Genomic DNA, 21,166 nt, shown 5'->3' on the forward strand with positions numbered 1-21,166 from the left:
CTCAAGTCGCGGGCGGTTCGAAGCGGCCGTCGACCGCGGTCCAGCCGCCGTCCACCGCCAGCACGGAGCCGGTGACGAACGACGAAGCGTCCGAGGCCAGGTAGACGACGACGCCCGCGAGCTCATCTGGCCGCGCCCATCGGCCGAGCGCGCCCTTGGTCGCGTACGCGTCGTACCAGGCCGGATTCGCTTTGATCTGCGCCGTCAGCGGAGTCTCGACGACACCCGGCGCGATCGCGTTGACCCGGACCCCGGCCGGGCCGAACTCCGCCGCGGCCGTGCGGAACAGTTGCACCAGCCCGGCTTTCGTCGCAGCGTACGGCCCTTGGCCCGGCTCGACGGTGGTGCCGCGGATCGACGAAAACCCGATGATGCTCCCCCGCTCCCGCTCGACCATCCCGGCGCCGAACGCGCGGACGACCTCGAAGGTCGCGCCGAGATTCAGCGCGATCACCCGGTCGAATTCCTCGCGTGTGTACTCCAGCAGCCGTTTGCGTACGTTGGTCGCGGCGGTCAGCACCACGATGTCGATCTCGCCGAGTTCCGCCGCCGCCCGCGCGGCCGCACCGTCCGCGAGCAGGTCTATCTCGTACGCCTCGCCCACGCCGGTTTCCTTGGCGGCGGCGACATCGCGGTCCGCGACGATCACCTCGGCGCCGTGCGCGGCCAGTGCCTTCGCGCCTTCGCGGCCGATCCCGCTGCCGCCACCGAGGACAACGGCTCGCTTTCCGTCCAGCCGGAACAGGTTCTCATAGCTCACGGGCGCAGCACCGCCATCCTCGTCACGGTCAGTTCTTCGACCGCGAACCGCGGCCCTTCCCGCCCGATCCCGGAGTCCTTCACGCCGCCGTACGGCATGGTGTCGGACCGGAAGCCGGGCACCTCGTTGACCACCACGCCGCCGACTTCGAGTTCGTCGAGCGCGCGGAACGCCGTCTTCAGGGACGTGCTGAACACCGAGGCGTGCAGCCCGTAGCGCGACGCGTTGACCTCGTCGAACGCTTCATCCACAGAGGACACGGTGCGGACGCAGACCACGGGGCCGAAGATCTCCTCGTCCCAGCATTCGAGGCCGTCGGGCACGTCGAGCAGCACGGTCGGCCGGATCACCGTGCCGTCGACACCGCCCCCGACCAGCCGCGCACCAGCGGAAGTCGCTTTGTCGACCCACTCCTGAACGCGCCTCGTCGACCCCGGGTCGATCAGTGCCGAGACCCGCGTCTTCTCGTCTCGCGGATCACCGGCGACGACCTCGCCAAGCCGCGCGAGCACCCGTTCGGTGAACTCCTCAGCGACGGCTTCGACGACCAGCACGCGTTGCACCGAAATGCACGCCTGCCCGGACGCGTAGAACCCGCCGCGCAGCACGGCGTCCGCGGCCGCGTCGAGATCAGCGTCCTCCGCGACCACCAGAGCGGCGTTGGAACCCAGCTCCAGCAACGTCTTCGTGGGCGCGGCGTCGCGGGCGATCCGGTGCCCGACCAGCGCGGAGCCGGTGAACGACACCGCCCCGACCCGCCGGTCCGTGACCAGCGCAGAGCCGACGGCCGCGTCGCCGGTCACCAGCTGGACCATCGCGGGCAGGTCGGTCAGCGAGCGCACCAGATGCACGAGCCACAACGTCGCGAGCGGTGTTTGCGGCGCGGGTTTCACCACCACCGGACAGCCCGCGGCGATGGCGGGCGCGATCTTGTGCGACGCCAGCAGCAGCGGATAGTTGAACCCGGCGATGCCGACGACGACACCGATCGGCTTGCGTTTCCAAAACCCGACCAGCCCATCGCCGGACGGCAGCAGGTCGAGCGGGACCGTCTCGCCGTGCAACCGCGAGACCTCCTCCGCGGCGGCCTGCCAGGTGACGATCGTGCGCGCGACCTCGACGCGGCAATCGACGAGCGGCTTGCCGGTCTCCAGGACCAGCAGCCGCTCGAAGTCCTCGCGGCGGGCTTCCAGAGCCACGGCGACGTCGTTCAAGAGCGTGCGCCGAGTACGCGACGGCAAGGCCGCGACCTGCTTGAACACCGCGACGGCCTCGTCGATCGCCCGTTTGGCCAGCTCCGGCGTCCCGACCGGCGTCCGGCCGATCTCGCTCCCGTTGTACGGGAACACGACGGGCGTGGTGTCCACAGTGGACAGCCAGCCGTCGCCGATCGGCAGTCCCTCCGGGTACTCAAGCATCATCGCCTCCCCGCAGCCTCGCCAGCTCGGCCCGCAGATTCGGCGCGGCCGCCAGCAGTTCCCTGGTGTACTCGTGTTCCGGCGCGTCGTAGACCTGGTCGACGTCGCCGATCTCGACGATCTCGCCGCGCCGCATCACCGCGACCCGGTCGCAGACGTGCCGCACCACGCCGAGGTCGTGCGAGACGAAGATCAGTGTCAGCGAGTACAGCTCGACCAGCGACGCGAGCAGGTCGAGGATCTGCTTCCGCACCGAGACGTCGAGCGCGCTCACCGGTTCGTCCGCGATGAGGACGCTCGGATTCGGCGCGAGCGCCCGCGCGATCGAGATGCGCTGCCGTTGCCCGCCGGAGAACTGGTGCGGATAGCGGCCGGCGGCGTCCTCGGGGAGGCCGACCGCCTTCAGCAACTCCGACACCCGAGCGGGGTTCCGGCGGCCCAACGGCTCGGAGATGATGTCACGCACCCGCATCCGCGGGTCGAGCGAACCCATCGGATCCTGGAAGACGATCTGCAACTCCGACCGCAAGAAGCCGAGCTTGCGCTCCGGCAGCGTGTCGACGCGCTTGCCCTGGAACGAGACGCTGCCCGCCGTCGGCTTGTCGAGCGCGGCCAGCAATCTGACCAAAGTGGACTTTCCCGAACCGGACTCGCCGACGATTCCGAAGCGCTGACCTGCTTCGACGTCGAACGAGACTCCGCGCAAGGCATGCACATCGCGACGCGTGTAGCGGCGCTCCAGGTCCCGTACAGAGATAATCATCGGCTCGCCTCCAGATCCGAAGCGGCCAAAAGCTTCTTCGTGTAGTCATGCTGTGGCGCGGTGAGCACCTCGCGGGTGGTGCCGGCTTCGACGATCTCGCCGTCCAGCATCACCAGCACCCGCTCGCACACCGACGCCACGACGGCGAGATCGTGCGTGATGAACAGCAGCGCGCTCTCCCGCTCCCGGACGCCGTCGAGGATCAGGTCCAGGATCTGCGCCTGCACGGTGACGTCGAGCGCCGTCGTCGGCTCGTCGCAGATCAGCAGCTTCGGATCGTTGGCCAGCGCGATCGCGAGGACGACGCGTTGCCGCTGCCCGCCGGACAGTTGGTGTGGATACGCGCGAGCGACGCCGGGCAATCCCACGGAAGCCAGCAAAGCCTCGGGATCCTTCCTGACGTTTCGGTGGATCCGCATCGGCTCGGCCACCTGCGCGCCGACGCGCATCGCCGGGTTCAGCGCGGTCATCGGTTCCTGGAACACCATCGACATCTCGTTGCCGCGCAGCCGCGACAGTTCCTTCTCCGGCGCGCCCAGCAGCTCACGGCCGTCGAGCTTCACCGATCCGGACGCGGCGAGTTCTTCGGGCAGCAGCCCCATGATCGACAGCGCCGTCAACGACTTCCCGGAGCCCGACTCACCGATCAGCCCGACGCGCTCGCCGCGCGCGATGCCGAACGAGACGTCGCGGACCAGGTCGCTGATCCCGAGACCGTCCACTTCGAGAGTCATAGCCGCGCCGCCAATCGAGGATCGAGACGATCGCGGAGGCCGTCACCGAGCAGGTTGAAGCCGAGGACGGCGATGGCGATCGCGACGCCGGGCACGAGCGCGAGCCGGGGGTGCAGGGTCAGGAACATCTGCGATTCCTGGAGCATCCGGCCCCACGACGGCGTCGGCGGCCGCGTCCCGAAGCCGAGGAACGACAGCGCCGCTTCCGCGAGCACGGCGATCGCGAACGACACCGACGCCTGCACGATCAGCAGCCCGGAGATGTTCGGCAGCACGTGCCGCGCCGCGATGTTCAGCCGCGAACGCCCGGCCGACCGCGCGGCCAGCACGAACTCGCTGCTCATCACCTGCAGCGTCCCCGACCGCGCGATCCGCGCGAACGACGGGATGGTCGCGATACCGATCGCCACCATGGCGGTCAGCGTGTCCGCCCCGAACACCGCGCCGAACATGATCGCCAGCAGCAGCGCGGGGAACGCGAGCACGAGATCGTTGGCGCGCATGACGAACTCGCCGAGCCAGCGCGACGACATCCCGGCGAGGATGCCCAGCGGCGTCCCGATCAGCGCGGCGATGCCGACCGCGACCACGCCGACGTACAGCGTCGTCCGCGCGCCGACCATGAGCTGGCTGAGCAGGTCACGGCCGAAGCTGTCCGTGCCCAGCAGGTTCGCGCCACTGAAGTCGTGCAGCCGGTTGGCCGCGTCCACCTTCACCGGGTCGAACGGCGTCCACACGAACGAAAGCAGCGCGGCGAGCACGATCAACGCGACGAGCACACCGCCGATCACCAGACTGCGGCTACGCATCAGGAACCCCGCAATCTCGGGTCGAGCACCGTGTAGAGGACGTCGACCACGAAGTTCACCAGCAGCACGCCGACCACCAGGACCAGCACGATCCCCTGTACGGACAACAGATCCCGCGACGCCACCGAGTCGAGCAGCATGCTGCCCAGCCCCGGCAGGACGAACACGCGCTCGACGACGACCGCGCCGATCAGCAGGGTCGAAAGTTGCAGGCCGAGCACCGTCACCACCGGCACGGCGGCGTTGCGCAGACCGTGGCGGAACAGCGCTTGGAACGGCCGCAGTCCTTTGGACCGCGCCGTGCGCAGATAGTCCTGGCCCAGCGTGTCGAGCACCGCGGACCGGACGTAGCGCGTGAGCACCGCGCCCTGCACGAGCCCCAGCGACAAGGCAGGCAGAACGAGACCGCGGAGGAATTCGCCCGGGTCCTGCACGGGCGGTGTCCAGCCGCCGGAGGGCAGCCAGCGCAACTGCACCGCGAAGATCTGCACCAGGATGATGCCGGCGAGGAACGCGGGGATCGCCACGCCGAGCTGCGACAGCCCGGAAACCGCGGTGCCGTCGGCGTTCCGATGCCGCACCGCGGCGAACGTCCCGGCCGGGACGGCGATCAGCAGCGCCACCAGCATCCCAGCCCCGACCAGCCACAACGTCACGCCGAGGCGGTCGGTCAGCGCCGGCCCGATCTCCTCGCGCGTGACGTATGAGCGGCCGAAGTCACCTTGCAGGACACCACCGATCCAGTCGAAGTACTGCGTCACCAACGGCCTGTCGATGCCGAACTCGGCGCGCGTCTTCGCGACCAGTTCCGGTGTCGCGTTGACGCCGAGCGCGACCTGCGCCGGATCACCCGGCAGGACGGCCATGAACAGGAAGACCACGATGGACGCCACCAGCACACTGGCTACGAGGATCCCCAGGCGGCGGAGCACCTTGACCGTCATCGCGGCGCCAATCCCGTGAGATCGAAGGACTCGCTGACCTGGTTGCGGACGAACCCGGTCACCTTGTTCTTCGCCACGATCACGTTGGGGAAGAGGAAGAGCCAGTCTGCGGCGGCGTATTCGGACAGCCGCCGGGCGACCTGGCGCATCGCGTCGACCTGTTCCTGAGGCGTGCCGGCATCGGCCTTCGCCAGGTTCTGCTGAACGGGCTTGCTGTCGTAACCCCAGTAGTACTTCGGCCTGCCGAAGGTGACGATGTCGCGCGCCTCGACGTGCTGGATGATCGACAGGTCGTAGTCGCGGTCGGTGAAGACCTGCTTGAGCCACACCGCCGGGAAGTCCAGCGGCTCGATCGTCACCGCCACCCCGACGTCCGCCAGCTGCGACGCCACCACCTGCGCTGCCGAGACGGCGTACGGCAGGTTGGGAATCCTCAGCCGCAGCGAGGGATTCGGTTGTCCTGCTTCGGCGAGCAGCGTTTTCGCCTTCGCGGGATCGAACGGGTACGCCTTCGAAAGGTCCTCGTACCAGGGATCCGTCGGCGGGACCATACTGCCGATAAGCGTGCCACGGCCGGCCCAAGCCGTGTCCAGCAAAGCCTTCCGGTCGATGGCGTACGACAACGCTCGCCGCACGCGGACATCGTTCAGCGGTGGGCGCGAGTTGTTGAACGCGAGCGTGACCTCGCTGTTGGTCGTGCCTTCGACGACGGTGAACCGGTCGTCGCTCTGGAACTGCGGGATCGAATCCGGCACGGTGATCGCGGAGATGACGTCGATCCCGTTGCTGAGCAAGGCGTTGTTGAGCGCCGTCGGATCCTTGATGTACTTGAGGACCACCGTCGAGTACGCCGGTTTCCGGCCCCAGTACGCGGGATTCTCCTTGAGCACGATGGAGTCGCCGCGCCGGCGTGAGGACACCGTGTACGGCCCGGTGCCGATCGGTTTGTTCGCCAGATCCGCGACACCGGTGCGGCTGAACATCGCGCCGAGACGGCTGGTGAGGCTGAACAACCAGCCGTTGCTGGGTTTCGTGAGCACGACCCGCGCGTGGTCCGGCGCCACGACGTCGACCCGGTCGACGACGTCCATTGTGGACTTGATCGACACGGTCCAGTCCGTCTTCACGCGCATCAGCGAGAACTTGACGTCCTCGGCGGTGAACGGCGCCCCGTCGCTGAACTTCGCGTTCTTCCGGAGCTTGAAGTCGTAGGTCCTGCGGTCCTCCGAGATCGTCCACGATTCGGCCAGCAGCGGCACGATCTTCGCGTCCGCGTCGAGTTTCACCAGACCCTCGTAGACGTTGTAGAGCAAGGCCTGCGGGATGGCGGCGCCATCCGTGCGGGTGAAGTCGAAGTTCGCGGGTTCCGCGGTGTAACCGATGGCGAGGGTGCCGGGATCCTTGGCCACCGTGGCGCTCGAACCGGCGGAACAGCCGGACGCCACCAGCAGCAACACCCACACTGCCGCGTGAATCCGGGCTTTCATCCTGCCCCCTGGCCGGTAGACTGGTCTGACCAGTAAACCAGACGAGACGGCAGGGTCAAGATGGAATTCGAGCCGGTCGCCCCTGTCCGCGCGTACCAGCGTGTCGTCGAACAGATCGAGGAAGCCGTGTTCAGCGGCCGGATCAAACCGGGCGACCGGCTGCCGAGCGAACGCGAACTCATGGTGCAGTTCGACGTCGGTCGCTCGACCGTGCGCGAGGCGCTGCGTGTGCTGCAGGCGGCAGAAATGATCCGCTCGCGCCCGGGCGACCCACGCGGGCCCGAGGTCCTGGCCGCCTCTCCCGCCGCGTTGCACCGGTCGATGCACCGGCTCGCGCGCGCCGACCACATCGGCCTTTCCGAGCTGTTGCAGTTCCGCATGGTCCTCGACGGTTCCGCACATCTGCTCGCCGCGCAGCTCAGAACCGAAGACCATCTCACCGAACTCGACGCGGCACTGGAGGCGATGCGCGAAGGCGTCTCGAAGGGATTCGCGGAGTTCTCCCACGCGGACGTCGCGTTCCACGAGGCCATCGCCCGCGCGACCCGGAATCCGCTGCTGGTGATCAGCGGCGAGGTCGTCCGCGGTGTCGTGCTGGAGCTCATCGAGGACAAGCTGGAACACGCCGACGACCGGACGGCGTTGATGCGTAACTGGCTGGCGCATCACGAAGAAGTGCTGGGCGCGATCCGGGACTCGGACGGCGAGTGCGCGTCAAGGCTGGCGAAGCAGGCCCTGTACGACAACTACGCCGAGTACGTCCCCGAAGAACAACGTCGCCTCTTGCGGCCACTGCTTGCCTGACCGCCTCTACACTCGCTCAGGTGGGGGATATCAAGAAGCCTTCGACAGCACGCCAAGGTGTCGGTCTCGCCCTGTCCGGCGGCGGCTACCGCGCGATGTTGTTCCACACCGGGGCGCTGTGGCGGCTCAACGAACTCGGCTGGCTGTCGAAGATCTCGACGTTTTCGAGCGTCTCCGGCGGCTCGATAGCCGCGGGCGTGCTCGCGCACACGTGGTCGGACCTGAAGTTCGAAGCCGGTGTCGCGGACAACTTCTACGACGAGGTCGTGGCGCCGATCCGGAACCTGGCCCGCACCCGGCTCGACATCCCGGTGACCTTGCTGGCCATGGCGATTCCCTGGCGGAGCGCCGGTGAGGAACTCGCGCGGGTGTACGCGAAACACCTGTTCGGCGACTGCTGCCTCAAGGACATCGACCCCGGCGGCCCGCAGTTCGTCTTCACCGCGACGAACCTCCAGGACGGCGCGCTGTGGTGGTTCTTCCGGCAGGACGGGCCGCACGGGAACATCCCGCTCGCGACCGCGGTGGCCGCGTCGTCGGCGTTCCCGCCGATGCTTTCGCCCGTCGTGATCCAGGACCCGCATTCGGCCGACCGGAAACGCAAGATCGTGCTCAGCGACGCCGGCGTCTACGACAACCTCGGCCTGGACCCGGTCGAAGGGCACGCGACGGTGCTGGTCAGCGACGCGGGGAAACGGATGAAGGTCAGGCAGAAGGTCAACCGCGACTGGGGACGGCAGCTGCTGCGCGTCCTCGACGTGATCGACAACCAGGTGCGCGAGCTGCGGCGGGGCGCGCTGCTGAAGTCCTATGTGGAGAAGGAGTTCAGTGGCGCCTACTGGGGTACCTACGTCGATCTCGAAAACTTCGAACTCAGGGATTCGCTGAAGGCGCCCGTGGATCTCACGCACAAGCTGGCGGAGACGCCGACGCGCCTCACGAAACTGCCGGAAGTGCTGCAGGAGCGGTTGATCAACTGGGGTTACGCCACCTGTGACGCGGGAATGCGGAAGTGGGTCGACACCGAGGCGGTGGCTCCCGACGGGTTCCCGTTCCCGGACGCGGGCCTGGGTTGAGCGCGTCCCCGGATGCAAGGAAAGGTCCTTTCCTCGCAAATTTCGCAAGGAAAGGACCTTTCATGGCGCTCGTCAGGCGACGAGGTTCGCGTAGACGATGACGTTGTCCTTGTAGCTGTGCTCTTCCTGGTCGAAGACACCGCCACAGGTGATCAGCCGCAGCTGCGGCTTGTCCGTGTTGCCGTAGACCGCTTCCTCGGGGAACTGGTCCTTGGGCACCTGGTCCTTCTTCTCGACCACGAACTTCAGGCTCTTGCCGTCGCTGCGGTCGACGAACACCTCGTCACCCGGGTTGACGTCCTTGAGCTTGTAGAAAATGCCCGGCTGTTTGTTGCCGTCGACGTGACCGAGCAGGATCGACGGGCCGACCTCGCCGGGCACCGGGGAAAGGCGGTACCAGGCGGCCTGCATCGGGTTCTTCGCCGACGGGACGGACATCTTGCCGTCCTTGCCGACCGCGACCGTGACCAGGCTCGATTCCGCGCCGATCTTGGGGATCTTCACGTTCGTCGGACGAGCCCCGTTGAACGGTTTGACGACCGGCGGGGTCGATTCCGCCGCCGGCTGCGCGGCGGGCGGGGCGGGTTCGTCGGTGCCGCATCCCGTCAGCGCGAGGGAGAGCACAAGGGCGGCCGCGACCAGGCGGCCGCCCTGCGTCAGGAGCTTCATCGATCAGGCCGCGGTGGCGCCGAAACCGGTCTCGATGCCGCCCTTGGGCTTCAGCTTGACCTGCTTCTTCGGCTTGGTCGGCTTTTCGGCGCCCGGTGCGGTCGCGCCGCCACCGATCTCCTCGAACTCGATGTCACCCTTGCCCGGCTTGCCATCGCAGGTCCAGGTGAAGGTGCTCGAGTTGCCCTTGAAGCCGGGCTTCGCCTCGATGATGTAGATCCACAGGTAGGCGTCGGCACCGTCCTGGAACGATTCGACGATGGTGAAGTCCGGCGCGGTCACGTCGGCGGGCTCCGAACCGCAGAGGATGGCCAGCGCACCCTCGTTGCCCTCGACGTACCCGGCACCGACGTTCAGCTCCGGCAAGGGCGGGGTGGTGGTGGTCGGCTTCTCCGAGGTGGAGGTCGGCGTCGGCTTGGCGGAAGTCGGCTTCTCCGAGGTGGAGGTCGGCGTCGGCTCCTGAGTGGACGACGAGGTCGGAGCGCTCGTCTCCGTCGTCACCTTGCCACCCGTGTTGACCGGCGGGGCCGGAGTCGAGGTCTCGCTCGACGGAGCCGGCGGCGTGGTGGTCGTTTCGGTCTGCGCCATCGCGACCGGCGTCACGGCCAGCGAGATGACGGCGCCGGCCAGCATCGCGCTCGCGAGGCGGCCCAACGTCTTCTTCAAAGTGATCTCCCAGTGGAAACATCGCAACACAGGGTGACCCCCACCCTGCCACCACCCGAAAGGATCCCACGTTCGGGTGACAGCGTGATCCTGCCGGAAAAGTACGGGCGGGCCGTAGCGGAAAAGTCGTGACAAGAACCACTGGGAAAACCGGTAACGCCGGAAAGTTCCTGCCCGATACAAGAGCCCGAAAGTCGCCCAGCAGAGGGAAAATCTCGCGGCGACGAAGGAATGTTAACACCCGGAGGGCCGAAACGGTTGCGGTGCGGAAGTATTTTTTCCCCGCCCGCCGGGCGGCCTGGAATCGCCGGTTTTCCAGGCCGGATCTCCGTTTTTCGAAGACTCTCCGCATTCGTACTACCGACGAGTTCACACGTTCGGACCATCTTTTGGTGAAGTCTTGACCATTCAAGGCCGGATACCGGTGCCCGGCTACCCGAAGGTCACGATCAGAACACCAGGAACAAAGACACGGCGAGGGAGGCCACGCCGAGGAGGCCCGCGCCGAACAGCCAGGGCTTCGGCGACGTCCGGTTCCGCACCGCCCGGCCGCCGCCCACCACCGCGATCAGGAGCCCGACGCCGAACCCGATCGCGGGCAGGAAGGTGGCGAAGGTCCGGTTTTCGGCGGTACAGGCCCAGATCGTGTCGCTCGGGCAGGGCGACGCCGCGACTTCGGCCAGCAGACCCGCCGCGAGGATCGCGAGGAAGCCGAGCACCAGGAGCCAGAACAGGCCCCACAGCAATCGACCGAGCCGCCGAGGCGGTTTCGTCTCTTCCACGTGCTCAAGCTAGCCGAGCGCCGAGGCCAGATCCGTCCAGAGATCTTCCGGATCTTCGAGCCCGACGCTGAACCGGACGAGTCCGGCGGGCACGTGGGCGTCGCCCGCCAGCGAGGCCCGGCGCTCGACCAGGCTCTCCACGCCGCCGAGGCTGGTGGCGGCGCGGATCAGCCGCAGCGAACCGATGACCTTGTCCGCGGTCTGGGCGTCCGGGAGTTCGAACGCGATCATCGTGCCGGAGCCGGGATAACGCACCCGGGTGACGGCGGGGTGGTCGACCAGGCGCGCCGCCAGCAACGCGGCTGTGCGCGTCTGCTCGGCGAGGCGGACCGGGAGCGTCCGCAGCCCGCGCAGGGCCAGCCACGCTTCGAGCGCGCCTGGTGTGGCCCCCAGCCTGGTGCGCGCGTCGCGCAGGTCCTTCGCGACGCCTTCGTCGGCAGCGATGGTCAGGCCGAGAAGCAGATCGCTGTGGCCGCCGATGAGTTTCGTCGCGCTGTGCACGACGATGTCGGCACCGAGGTCCAGCGGCCGCTGCCCGAGCGGGGTGGCGAACGTGTTGTCCACGGCGACCAGCCCGTTCGCGGCGGCGGCGATCGTCTCGATGTCGATGAGGTCGAGCGTCGGGTTGGTCGGCGATTCGAGCCAGAGCAGATCGGCGTCCGCGGCCGCGACCCAGGCGGCCGTGTCGTCCGGCGCGATCTCCGTCACCACCAGGCGTCCGGTGCGCTGCGCGTGCGCGAGCAAGCCGCGTGATCCCGCGTAGGAGAACGTCGGGACACAGACCTTCGCGCCGACCGGCAGGGTGTCGACGACGGCGCTGAGCGTCGCGATCCCCGAGGCGAACGCGGTCGCGTGCCCGCCTTCGAGCGCGCCGATCGCGGTTTCCAGGGCCTCCCAGGTCGGGGTGCCGTCCTCCCGCGAATACGCGCGGTCGGCGCCGGCGTCGAAGGTGCTCGCCGCGACGATCGGCACGTTCAGCGGTTCGCCGGGGCCCTCCGGGCGTCCGGCGGCGACGGCGAGGGTGCGGGGTGACCAGTCGTTCGTGTCCACCCCGCCACCGTAAACCGTGCCCGCTAGTGGGCATACACCTCGAACTCGTAGAGGGAGTAGCCGTACTTCGTGCCGCGCTGGACTCCGGCCATCCGGACATGACGGGCGTCCACGGCCTCGAAGGCGACGTTGTCCCGCCCGCCGTCTCCGTCCACTATGGACGCGACTTCCCGCCAGTTCGTCCCGTCCGACGAGACCTGCACCTGGTACGCCTTGCCGTACGCGGACTCCCAGTGCAGGACGACCCGGGAAACACGCTGCACCGAGCCCAGGTCCACGGTGATCGACTGGTCATCGCTCCAGTCGCTCGCCCAGCGCGTCGACAGGTCGGCGTCGATGGCCTTGGACGGCGGCGAGTTGTACCAGCCCGTCTCATGGCTGGTCGCGCTCACCGAGCGACCGGTGGCGAGGTTCGCGATGTTGTCGCCGCGTTTCGCCGGGAACTCCACGACCTGCTGGAAGGTCGGCCGGTTCTGCGTGCTCATCTTGTCCTGCGTGATGCCGCCGAGCGCGCGGTGGATGATCGTGTCGGCGCACCACTGATCGCCCGCGGCGCAGTCGCCGTCACCGGGGTACACGGTGTTGGCGGGCTGTGCGGCCGCCTGCGTCAGCGAGTCGAGCAGCACCTGACGGCAGGCGTTGACGTCGCCGCCACCGCAGTACTTGACGGCGAGCGGACCGGCGACGGGCTGGCCGAGCACCGACCGGATGTCCTTGTGGACGTAGCCCCACCAGCCGGATTGGTACGACGAACCGGCGTGTCCCTGCCCGACGTGCTTGCCGGGGACCTCGTTCTGCCAGCCCGACGGCGACTCGTTGATCTTCAGCACCCCGACCATGGCGCCGTAGGCATCGCCCATGCCCGGTTTGAACTGCGCGTTCACCAGCAGCGGCCACCAGGCGTCCATGATGCGGATCGCGTCGGCGTTGGCGTAGGCCTTGCTGCCCGGCGAGGTCTCCGAGCGCAGCCCGCCCGCGGCGAGCCAGGTCTTCAGCTTCGCCACCGCGTCCGCGGCCGGGCCGGTCACCGGCGCCTTGTCGATCACCTTGAACAGCTCCGGCAGCACCTTCTCCGCGCGGAGGTCGGCGAGCGCGGCCTCCTCCATGGCCTGCGTGAGGTTCACCCGCGTGACCTTGGTGCCGCTGGAGATCAGCTTCTTGACCCGCGTGCCGATCAGGTCGCCGCGGTGCACGGAACTCTTGTCCGCGCCGCTGGCCGCGTAGCCTCCTGCCTGCGCGTTGTTCCAGCTGATGTAGTAGTCCTGGTTGACCGACTGCGGATGCTGCGACGACGGCGTGTAGTTCGCGAGGTTGCCGTCGGGGTTCCAGCCCTGCCAGTCGAAGCCGGCGTCGCCCTTCACCGGCATGGCCGGGTCGACGTTCGGATTACGGACCGGGTTCGAGCCCGAGTTGAAGTACGCGACGTCACGCGAGTCGGCGTAGAACCAGTTGTAGGTCTGGTTGACGTCGGCCGCCGCGGCCTGGAAGTCCTGCGCGGACTTGATCGAGTCCGGGTCGTTGAACTTCTGGAAGCCGATGATCGTGTCGATCTCGTGCTGGAACGTCGACCGCAGCGACGCGTACGCGACCGGCTTGCCACCGACCAGCGCCCGGCTCGTCACCGGCCCGTACTTGGTGCGGAAGCTGCGCAGCGTGTACGAACCTGCCGCCGTGCCGTCGGCGACGGTGGGCTTCCAGGCGTTCTTGCGTTCGACGATCTCGAACGGCAGGCACTGGCCGCGGAACCGGTAGAAGCCGGAGTTCTTCGTCGGCGCGGAGCCGTTCTGCTCGCACAGTTCGACGGCGTAGGTGTCGACGATGTCCTGCGACGCCGAGGTCGCGCTCCACGAGTAGTCCTTGCCGCGGCCGAGCAGCACGTACATGCTGATCCCCGCGAACGAGGCACCGCGGGCGCTGATGCCGGGGCCCTGGATTTCTTGCAGCATCAGCAATTGCGGCGCGAAGTAGCCGGCCTGCGGGCCGAAGACGGCGACCGGGTGACCGCTCGCGGTCTTGGCGCCGGAGACCACCAGCGCGTTGGACATACCGTGCTTCTCCGACAGCATGTTGCCCGGCAGGACGCCGTCGTCGAAGATGCCGCGGACGGCCTTCTGGTCCTCGGGCGCGGGCACGTCCACCTTGGCGGGCGTCGCCGTCCCGGCGGAACCGGTCGGATCGAAGACCAGCTGCTGCCCGGTGACCGAACCCTTGTCCGGCATCGCGGCGCCCTGCGGATTCGACGGCGCCTTGCCGTAGTCGAAGGTCTGTCCATTGTGGAGAGTCTTGACGGTCTCGGGGTCGTCCTCGGACCGGAGGCTCTTCCAGACCTTGTCGCCCTGTTCGAGACCGTACTTCTCCTGCATCGCCAGCTTCGCGATGGCGTTCTGCACCTCACCGCCACCACCGGCGCCGAACTGCGCTCCGACGACGGCGGCGAGGACGACGAGGTCGGTGAGCTTGAACGGCTCGATCGTCCCGGCATTCGTGATCGCGTCGACGTGCCCGGTGAGCACGTATTCGCCGGGGAAGTAGCGGCCGCCGTGTGCGTCGGAGATGTACTTGTTGACGCCCTGGACGTACGCCTCCGCGTCGGCCTTGCCCTGCGCGCCGCGCGGGCCACTGGCCGCGGCGTTGTCGACCTGCTTCTGCAGTTCCTGTTCGGTGTACGGCGCCGACGAGAAGAAGCTCTGTTCGAGTTCGCGGTTGCCCTGGGCACCCCCGGCGAACGAGGTCAGCTGGCCGCGGCCGACGCGGCGCATGATGTCCATCAGCCACAGGCGGTCCTGCGCGGCCGCGTATCCGGCGCCGTACATCGTGCCCGGCCGGGTCGTGCCGACGATCCGGGGAACGCCGGTCGCCTTGTCACGGGTGATCGTCACGTCGGAACGCGGTTTGATGGTGCTCTCGACCTGCCCGGACGGAACCCCGAACGAGGCGTCGTTGAAGAACTGGTTGATCTTGTCGGTGGTCAGCGTCTTGTAGCCGTCGGCGAGCGAGGCGTACTTGCCGAGCTGATCGGCCGAATGCGCGGGCCGGGTGCCGAACGCCTTGTGCGCCAGGATCTCCGCGAGGGTGGCGTTCCCCTTGGTGCCGGGCGGGAGGATGTCACCGCACTGGCCGCCGCAGTAGTCGTCGAGCGCGGCCGCCACCACCGAGTCGGGTGGTGCTTCCGCGGCGTTCGCCTGAAGTGCCGGGACGGTGCCCGCCACCAGCGTCAGCCCCGCCAGCGTCGTCAAGACCCGTATGCCTCGTCGCATGAAAGACCTCCGTCGTCGGAGAGTGACGAGGCGCACACTACCCACGGGTATCCAAATTTGTGAAGACTATTCGTGTTCTTGTCACCGTTCGGCGGAACACTCGACCTGCGAACCCGGGACCAGCACAGGTATCTTCCAGGCATGTCTTCGCAGAAGCCCCAGATCGACCGCCCCGAGGGGCCCGCACCTTCCGAGCTGGAGACGACCGACATCTCCGTCGGCGACGGCCAGGAGGCCAAGACCGGCGACACCGTCACGGTGCACTACGTCGGCGTCTCGCACTCGACCGGCGAACAGTTCGACGCGTCGTGGGACCGCGGCGAGCCGCTTCGCTTCGGCCTCGGTGCCGGCCAGGTCATCCCCGGCTGGGACCAGGGCGTGGCCGGCATGAAGGTCGGCGGCCGCCGCAAGCTGACCATCCCGCCCCACCTCGCCTACGGTGAACGCGGCGCCGGCGGCGTCATCAAGCCGAACGAGACCCTGATCTTCGTCGTCGACCTCGTCGGCGTGAACTGACCACATCCAGACCCGGCCCCGGCGGGCCCGCCCCGCCGGGGATCCGGGGTGACCTACACGGCACCGCGAACTTCTGAACTCGACGTTCGCCGATGGGTAGCATCGCCCTTCGTGCCCACTGTCCCCCTCGCTCCACAGTGGAGGACGGTCGCCACCGAGCGGACGGTCCTCGCTGTCGTGCACAACGTCACTGCCGCCACCCGGCTGTTCGACGTTCTCGAACTCTTCGCGGGCGACCCCCGCGTCCAGATCGTCTTCACCTGCCCGGGCTCCAGCGCCTTCACCGACGGCACCGCCGAGTACCTCGCGGCGCGCGGCGTGACGAACTTGCCATGGAACCGCGCGGTCCGGACCCGTTTCGACTCGGCGATTTCGGCGAGCTACGGCGGCGACCTGCACGAAATCGACGCACCGCTCATCGTCATTCCCCATGGAATGGGTTACAATAAATTCTTGGAAACCGGAAACCGGAAACCGGAAACCGGAAACCGGAAACCGGAAACCGGAAACCGGAAACCGGAAACCGGAAACGTATTCGGACTTTCCGCCCCCTGGCTGATGCACGACGGCCAAGTCGTCGCCACCCATATCGTTCTGTCCCATGAGGAACAGCTGGAACGGCTGCGCGCGGCCTGCCCTGAGGCCGCCGAGCGCGCTGTCGTCGCCGGTGACCCCTGCCTCGACAGAATGCAGGCGAGCACACCACTTCGCGAGACGTACCGGCAGGCGTTCGGACTCGGGAAAGACCAACGACTCGTGGTCATTTCTTCGACCTGGGGTACTTCGTCGCTGCTCGGCGCGAACACGTCACTGGTCCTGGAGCTCGCTCACCGGCTTCCGCTGGATTCGTTTCGGATCGCCGTGGCCCTGCATCCCAATATCGTTCGCGGCCATTCTTCCTGGCAGACGAAAATGTGGCTCGACGAATGCACGCGGGCGGGTGTCCTCTTCCTCGAAGACGAGGACCTCTGGCGTCCTGCTCTCGTTGCCGCGGATCTCACGATCGGCGACCACGGTTCCGTCACGTTCTATTCAGCCTGTCTCGGCACCCCGATCATTCTGGGCGCCGCTCCGGAAGAGACCGTCCACCCGGATTCCCCGATCGCCCGACTCCTGCGAACGGCGCCCAGGCTGGAGCCACGGACACGACTCGGCGACGTCATCGACGCATATCGACCGGGCGAGTACGCGGAGATCACCGAACTCGCGACCTCCGTACCGGGCAAGGCCGCGGAACTGCTTCGGGACCTCTGGTACTCCACGATCGATCTGGCCCCGCCGGCCATCCCACCAGCGCTGAAGGCCCTTCCGGTCCCGGAGGTCACTGCTCCGAATCCGAGGGCGTGGACCGCCGAAGTGTCGTTCGCCGCCGACGGGACGGCCACGTTGTCGCGTTTCCCGGTCGACGGGCGGTCGAAGCGAACACTCGACAGGGCGGGCGCGCATCTGGTCGTCGGCACGGACGAGCCGGATATCGCGTTGCTGCGACTGGCGGAAATCGTGATGCGGCCCGACATCGCCCACGACCCGGATACCTGGACCGCCGCGACGCTGCGAGCGCTACCCGGCTGCCAAGCTGCGGCCATCCGAACGAGTGAAGACGAATGGCGGGTCGAAACCCACGACGGTCTCCGGTTCGGTATCGACACCACCGATCCCGCGTTCGTCTCCGTCCTTTATGCCTTGCTCGGTGCGGCCGTACCGCGAGAGCTCTGGCTGCGGCGGGGCCCGACGACCTACTCGGCGAAGGTCACTGTGCGAGCTTCGCGCTGACCCGGTCGCGATCCGGGGTGAAGCCGTAGAAGTAGTAAATCTCCTTCGCGGACTCCCAGAACGCACGCGCGTCCACAGGCCTGTCCGTCGCGAACGCCGAATCACCCAATGCTTCGCTGGCTTCGGCCCGTTCGCGGTTGAAAGACCGCTCGGTCGCCAGCTCGAGCGTCTCGATCAGAACGGCGGCCGCGTCCGCATGATTGCCGGCTTCAAGCAGCTTTTTGCCTCGCCACAAGGCGATCTTGACCTGGTTGAGGTGCTCGGCACCCAAGACCGTCTCGGCGGCGTCGAGCAGTTCGAGCGCCTCCGATGGCGGACGGACCTTCGCCAGATGAAAGCGGACGAGCGCGATCCGGCGTTCCTCTCCCAGCCGCATCGCCAAATCGAGCGCCCGCCGGAACAGGGCCTCTGCCTCCGCATGTTCTGTGAGGTCGAGTTTCGCCAGCCCCAATGACTCGATGGCCGTCGCCAGCGCGGTGGAAGAACCGGCCTTGCTCGCGAAGTCGATCGACTCCTGGAACCGGATCGCCGCGAAGCCCGCCTGAAAGGCCTGCCGGTAGGCGAAACCCAGCTGGAACATCATCACGGCGGCGGCGAGGTCATTGGCCCAGGCACGGGCGGCTTCGATCCCGCGATCGTTCACGCGGACCATCTCACCGGAGTGCTCACCCTTGAGGTGCACAGGCCACAGCACCAGGCAGAACTGACAGACCCACTGGTGCTTTCCCAGCCGATAGGCCAGCTCGGCCACGGCTTCCAGGTTCTCGCGCTCGACGTCGAGCCATTCTCTGGCGGCCTTGCCGTCCGACGGCTCGACCGCGAGCTGTGGCCAGATCTCCGCCATCCAGCCACGGTTGGGCAACGCGGCCTCGGCGGCGAGTCCCGCACCGCGATAAGCGGAGACGATCCTCAGGGCCAGTTCGTCACCGGCCTTCGTGGCGGCGTGATCCCGGACGACGCTGCCCGCGATCAGGTACCGGTCTTCCGCGACCTCGTGCGCGAGGTGTCGTTTCGTCAACTCGTGGAGCGCGTCGGAGACCTCGAACTCGTCCTTGCCGAGAACGGCCGCGACGGTGCGCGCGGCGACCGCCCCGTCTCCGGGATGGACCCCGAGCACCTGATAGCAGTCTCGGCACAGCGGAGAAAGCAGGTCATACGCGGCATCGAAGATCGGGGTGATCTCGAGTGCGTCGAGCACGCCGCCCTTGTGCTCGATCCGGCTGAGCGTCCGTGTGGCGGATTCCTCTTCGAGCATGCCGCCGAGCACGGTGAGCGCACCGGCCAGTCCGGCGCAGCGGCCGATCAGCTCGTCGATGGGCGTGGCTTCGGCGTCGAGCCGGTCCGTTCCGATCATCCGGCCCAGCAGCAGCCTGGCGGCTTCGTCGGTCAGCGGGTCGATCCGCACACTCTTGCCCGGGTGCTCGGTCCGGAGCCTGCGGGATTCACCGCTGGCGACCACGAGGACCGCGGCCGGCCCCACTCCGGGAATCAGCGGTGCGACCTCGGCCGGCAGCAGGGCGTTGTCGATGATGAGCGCGATCTTCTTGCCGTAACTCCAGCTGCGCCACATCGCCGACCGTGCTTCCAGACCGGACGGGATTTCGTCCGGCCGGTACCCGACCGCGTGCAACAGGTCTTCGAGAGCGTCCGGCGCGCGCTCGGCGGACAGCGCGAGCGCGACGTAGAAGGTGCCATCGGGGAAGGTGCCCTCACCCTGGCCGTTCACCCACTTACGGCAAAGCGTGCTACGGCCGCTGCCGGGCGGCCCGGTCACGTAGGCGATGACCGGCCCCTCGGCTCGATTCTCCGGGCGGAAGGCCTCGTCGAGCCGGCGGAGCTGATCCTCGTAGTTGGTGTAGTGCGGGGTCACCGCCGTGACCTGGTGTGGGACATCCCTCGAGCTGAAGGCTTGCCCACCGAAACGCGGCTCGTGCACGCCCACCCCTCCCCACGGTGAGCTGCCGACCTTACCGGAAGTGACCGCCCCGCCACCCGAACCCAGCTCGCCCGCCGACCGCCCCGCCAACCGCCACCGACCGCACCGTGGGGGTCCGGGGGGCTCGGCCCCCCGGGAACTGACGAGCGACGACCAAACGAAAGAGGCCCCCGTCGCGGAGCAAAGGGGGCCTCGAACAAGTGTGGGCGAGGAGGGAGTTGAACCCTCACGTCCTTTCGGACACACGGACCTGAACCGTGCGCGTCTGCCATTCCGCCACTCGCCCGAGTGTTTCGTTCTCTGACAGCTCGCAAAGCGTAGCAGGCTGATTTCGCGGGTTTCACCGGGGGCCGTGTCGGACTGGCCGTACCCGGATAGGATCGACGGGGAAGCACACGTGTGAGGAGGTTGCCCGGTGGGCCGCGTCGAACGCTTTGACAGACGGCTCGAGAACCTCGTGGGCAATACCTTCGCACGGATGTTCGGTGGCAACGTCGTCACGCAGGAAGTGGCGGTGGCGCTTGAGCGCGAGAGCGAGGAGAACGTTCGTGAGCTGGCCGGCGGTCGACAGCTCGCCCCCAATCACTACATCGTGTCGCTGGGGCAGGCTGATCACGAGCGCATGGCCGGAGACGAGCGTCGGGTCACCACGGTGCTGGCGGAGGCGGTCAAGGAACACCTCGCCGAGCACGGATGGGACACCTATGGTGACGTCGTAGTTTCGCTCGAGCGCAACGAGGCGCTGCATACTGGACAGTTCAAGACCCGTTCGTCCGTCGATCCCGACGTCAAGCCCAACGGCGCCGAAGGTTCGCCACGGTCGGCACGACCCAGCAACGCAGGAGACCCAGCAATGAGCCAGCCCCCCGGCTACGGCCAATACGACCAGGGTGACCCGTACGGCCAGCAGGGCCAGTACGGCTACGGACAGCAGGCTGGCCAGCAGCAGCCCGGGTACGACCAGGGTTATGGCGGCCAGCAGCAGGGCGGCTACGACCAGGGTTACGGCGGTGGAGCGCAGCAGCCCGGCTACGACCAATACGGCGGTGCCCAGCAGCAGCCCGGCTACGACCAGGGCTACGGCGGCGCACAGCAGCCCGGCTACGACCAGTACGGCGGCCAGCAGCAGCCCGGGTACGACCAGGGCTATGGCGGCGCACAGCAGCCGGGTTACGACCAGTACGGCGGCGCCCAGCAGCAGCCCGGGTATGACCAGGGTTACGGCGGCGCACAGCAGCCCGGCTACGACCAGTACGGCGGTCAGCCGCAGCAGGGCGGGTACGACCAGTACGGCGGTGGCCAGCAGCAGTACGGCCAGCCCGCCGCGGACCCGTACGCGCAGGGCGGCGGTTACGGCGGTCAGCCGGCGGCCGGTCGTCAGCTCGCCGCGAGCCTCCAGCTGGACGACGGCTCGAACCGTTCGTACTCGCTGAAGCAGGGCGGGAACGTCGTCGGCCGCGGCCAGGACGCCGACTTCCGGCTCCCGGACACCGGCGTCTCGCGCCGTCACCTGGAGATCACCTGGGACGGCCAGAGCGCGACGCTCGCGGACATCGGTTCGACCAACGGCACGACAGTCAACGGCACCCCGGTGCAGACCTGGCAGCTGGCCGACGGCGACGTGATCCGCGTGGGCCACTCGTCTCTCGTGTTCCGTACGCAGGGCTGACCGGCGGCGTCCGGAGGGGGTATCGCAGAATTGCGGTGCGGGGCCTGTGGTGG

Annotated in this window: 18 protein-coding genes and 1 tRNA gene; 5 read left to right on the forward strand and 14 right to left on the reverse strand. The window is 67.9% G+C overall.

All coding sequences use genetic code 11. The annotated features are described in order from the left end of the window. Position 1: 1 nt before the first annotated feature. Genes ACLJQ7_RS06660 through ACLJQ7_RS06690 form a run of 7 tightly spaced genes read right to left on the reverse strand, consistent with a single transcriptional unit; the run spans position 2 to position 6,915 of the window. On the reverse strand, positions 2 to 760 hold the full coding sequence (locus ACLJQ7_RS06660; protein WP_410647260.1) for an SDR family NAD(P)-dependent oxidoreductase: 759 nt from the start codon (positions 758 to 760) through the stop codon (positions 2 to 4). Further along, positions 757 to 2,178 (reverse strand): aldehyde dehydrogenase family protein, encoded by a 1,422-nt coding sequence (locus tag ACLJQ7_RS06665; RefSeq protein ID WP_410647261.1) that lies wholly within the window; start codon positions 2,176 to 2,178, stop codon positions 757 to 759. Before ACLJQ7_RS06665 ends, ACLJQ7_RS06660 begins: the two co-directional genes overlap by 4 nt. Then, entirely contained in the window at positions 2,171 to 2,941 is a 771-nt protein-coding gene (locus ACLJQ7_RS06670) for an ABC transporter ATP-binding protein (protein WP_410647262.1), read from the reverse strand. The genes ACLJQ7_RS06665 and ACLJQ7_RS06670 overlap by 8 nt, the downstream gene beginning before the upstream one ends. Next, the gene (locus ACLJQ7_RS06675; protein ID WP_410647263.1) at positions 2,938 to 3,675 is read right to left on the reverse strand and encodes an ATP-binding cassette domain-containing protein; all 738 of its coding nucleotides are present in this window, start codon (positions 3,673 to 3,675) and stop codon (positions 2,938 to 2,940) included. The genes ACLJQ7_RS06670 and ACLJQ7_RS06675 overlap by 4 nt, the downstream gene beginning before the upstream one ends. After that, the gene (locus ACLJQ7_RS06680; RefSeq protein ID WP_410647264.1) at positions 3,672 to 4,484 is read right to left on the reverse strand and encodes an ABC transporter permease; all 813 of its coding nucleotides are present in this window, start codon (positions 4,482 to 4,484) and stop codon (positions 3,672 to 3,674) included. The genes ACLJQ7_RS06675 and ACLJQ7_RS06680 overlap by 4 nt, the downstream gene beginning before the upstream one ends. After that, on the reverse strand, positions 4,484 to 5,428 hold the full coding sequence (locus ACLJQ7_RS06685; RefSeq protein WP_410647265.1) for an ABC transporter permease: 945 nt from the start codon (positions 5,426 to 5,428) through the stop codon (positions 4,484 to 4,486). The genes ACLJQ7_RS06680 and ACLJQ7_RS06685 overlap by 1 nt, the downstream gene beginning before the upstream one ends. Then, complete coding sequence (locus tag ACLJQ7_RS06690; protein WP_410647266.1) at positions 5,425 to 6,915, reverse strand: ABC transporter substrate-binding protein; 1,491 nt, start codon at positions 6,913 to 6,915, stop codon at positions 5,425 to 5,427. Before ACLJQ7_RS06690 ends, ACLJQ7_RS06685 begins: the two co-directional genes overlap by 4 nt. A gap of 60 nt (positions 6,916 to 6,975) precedes the next feature. On the opposite strand from ACLJQ7_RS06690, the gene ACLJQ7_RS06695 reads away from it, so the two are divergent. Beyond that, entirely contained in the window at positions 6,976 to 7,719 is a 744-nt protein-coding gene (locus ACLJQ7_RS06695) for a FadR/GntR family transcriptional regulator (protein ID WP_410647267.1), read from the forward strand. 20 nt (positions 7,720 to 7,739) lie between these two features. After that, complete coding sequence (locus ACLJQ7_RS06700; protein ID WP_410647268.1) at positions 7,740 to 8,795, forward strand: patatin-like phospholipase family protein; 1,056 nt, start codon at positions 7,740 to 7,742, stop codon at positions 8,793 to 8,795. Positions 8,796 to 8,867: 72 nt separating this feature from the next. Here ACLJQ7_RS06700 and ACLJQ7_RS06705 read toward each other — a convergent pair whose 3' ends face one another. From ACLJQ7_RS06705 to ACLJQ7_RS06725, 5 genes are all read right to left on the reverse strand, one after another. Then, positions 8,868 to 9,464 (reverse strand): class F sortase, encoded by a 597-nt coding sequence (locus ACLJQ7_RS06705; RefSeq protein WP_410647269.1) that lies wholly within the window; start codon positions 9,462 to 9,464, stop codon positions 8,868 to 8,870. Positions 9,465 to 9,467: 3 nt separating this feature from the next. Next, positions 9,468 to 10,130 (reverse strand): hypothetical protein, encoded by a 663-nt coding sequence (locus tag ACLJQ7_RS06710; protein ID WP_410647270.1) that lies wholly within the window; start codon positions 10,128 to 10,130, stop codon positions 9,468 to 9,470. 449 nt (positions 10,131 to 10,579) lie between these two features. Beyond that, complete coding sequence (locus ACLJQ7_RS06715) at positions 10,580 to 10,912, reverse strand: hypothetical protein (RefSeq protein ID WP_410647271.1); 333 nt, start codon at positions 10,910 to 10,912, stop codon at positions 10,580 to 10,582. Between the two features lie 9 nt (positions 10,913 to 10,921). Continuing rightward, positions 10,922 to 11,962: a trans-sulfuration enzyme family protein gene (locus tag ACLJQ7_RS06720; protein WP_410647272.1), complete on the reverse strand. Its 1,041-nt coding sequence runs from the start codon at positions 11,960 to 11,962 to the stop codon at positions 10,922 to 10,924. Between the two features lie 23 nt (positions 11,963 to 11,985). Then, the gene (locus ACLJQ7_RS06725) at positions 11,986 to 15,219 is read right to left on the reverse strand and encodes a penicillin acylase family protein (RefSeq protein ID WP_410647273.1); all 3,234 of its coding nucleotides are present in this window, start codon (positions 15,217 to 15,219) and stop codon (positions 11,986 to 11,988) included. Between the two features lie 141 nt (positions 15,220 to 15,360). On the opposite strand from ACLJQ7_RS06725, the gene ACLJQ7_RS06730 reads away from it, so the two are divergent. Together ACLJQ7_RS06730 and ACLJQ7_RS06735 are read left to right on the forward strand one after the other, a co-directional pair. Then, entirely contained in the window at positions 15,361 to 15,735 is a 375-nt protein-coding gene (locus ACLJQ7_RS06730; protein ID WP_410647274.1) for an FKBP-type peptidyl-prolyl cis-trans isomerase, read from the forward strand. Between the two features lie 111 nt (positions 15,736 to 15,846). Then, entirely contained in the window at positions 15,847 to 17,508 is a 1,662-nt protein-coding gene (locus ACLJQ7_RS06735; RefSeq protein WP_410647275.1) for a hypothetical protein, read from the forward strand. Here ACLJQ7_RS06735 and ACLJQ7_RS06740 read toward each other — a convergent pair. Beyond that, entirely contained in the window at positions 17,486 to 19,378 is a 1,893-nt protein-coding gene (locus ACLJQ7_RS06740; protein ID WP_410647276.1) for an AAA family ATPase, read from the reverse strand. The two genes, ACLJQ7_RS06735 and ACLJQ7_RS06740, sit on opposite strands and share 23 nt — an antisense overlap. Positions 19,379 to 19,647: 269 nt before the next feature. Next, positions 19,648 to 19,730: transfer RNA gene (locus ACLJQ7_RS06745), tRNA-Leu, on the reverse strand. Positions 19,731 to 19,859: 129 nt separating this feature from the next. Here ACLJQ7_RS06745 and ACLJQ7_RS06750 point away from each other — a divergent pair. Continuing rightward, entirely contained in the window at positions 19,860 to 21,113 is a 1,254-nt protein-coding gene (locus tag ACLJQ7_RS06750; protein WP_410647277.1) for a DUF3662 and FHA domain-containing protein, read from the forward strand. Positions 21,114 to 21,166: the final 53 nt, after the last annotated feature.

Source organism: Amycolatopsis sp. cmx-4-54 (assembly GCF_046548895.1).
Taxonomy (GTDB): Bacteria; Actinomycetota; Actinomycetes; order Mycobacteriales; family Pseudonocardiaceae; genus Amycolatopsis.

Bases quoted from the DNA above. Each gene is read 5' to 3' on its own strand.
- ACLJQ7_RS06665 (WP_410647261.1), bottom strand. From the start codon at position 2,178: ATGCTTGAGTACCCGGAGGGACTGCCGATCGGCGACGGCTGGCTGTCC.
- ACLJQ7_RS06670 (WP_410647262.1), bottom strand. From the start codon at position 2,941: ATGATTATCTCTGTACGGGACCTGGAGCGCCGCTACACGCGTCGCGAT.
- ACLJQ7_RS06675 (WP_410647263.1), bottom strand. From the start codon at position 3,675: ATGACTCTCGAAGTGGACGGTCTCGGGATCAGCGACCTGGTCCGCGAC.
- ACLJQ7_RS06680 (WP_410647264.1), bottom strand. From the start codon at position 4,484: ATGCGTAGCCGCAGTCTGGTGATCGGCGGTGTGCTCGTCGCGTTGATC.
- ACLJQ7_RS06685 (WP_410647265.1), bottom strand. From the start codon at position 5,428: ATGACGGTCAAGGTGCTCCGCCGCCTGGGGATCCTCGTAGCCAGTGTG.
- ACLJQ7_RS06690 (WP_410647266.1), bottom strand. From the start codon at position 6,915: ATGAAAGCCCGGATTCACGCGGCAGTGTGGGTGTTGCTGCTGGTGGCG.
- ACLJQ7_RS06695 (WP_410647267.1), top strand. From the start codon at position 6,976: ATGGAATTCGAGCCGGTCGCCCCTGTCCGCGCGTACCAGCGTGTCGTC.
- ACLJQ7_RS06705 (WP_410647269.1), bottom strand. From the start codon at position 9,464: ATGAAGCTCCTGACGCAGGGCGGCCGCCTGGTCGCGGCCGCCCTTGTG.
- ACLJQ7_RS06725 (WP_410647273.1), bottom strand. From the start codon at position 15,219: ATGCGACGAGGCATACGGGTCTTGACGACGCTGGCGGGGCTGACGCTG.
- ACLJQ7_RS06730 (WP_410647274.1), top strand. From the start codon at position 15,361: ATGTCTTCGCAGAAGCCCCAGATCGACCGCCCCGAGGGGCCCGCACCT.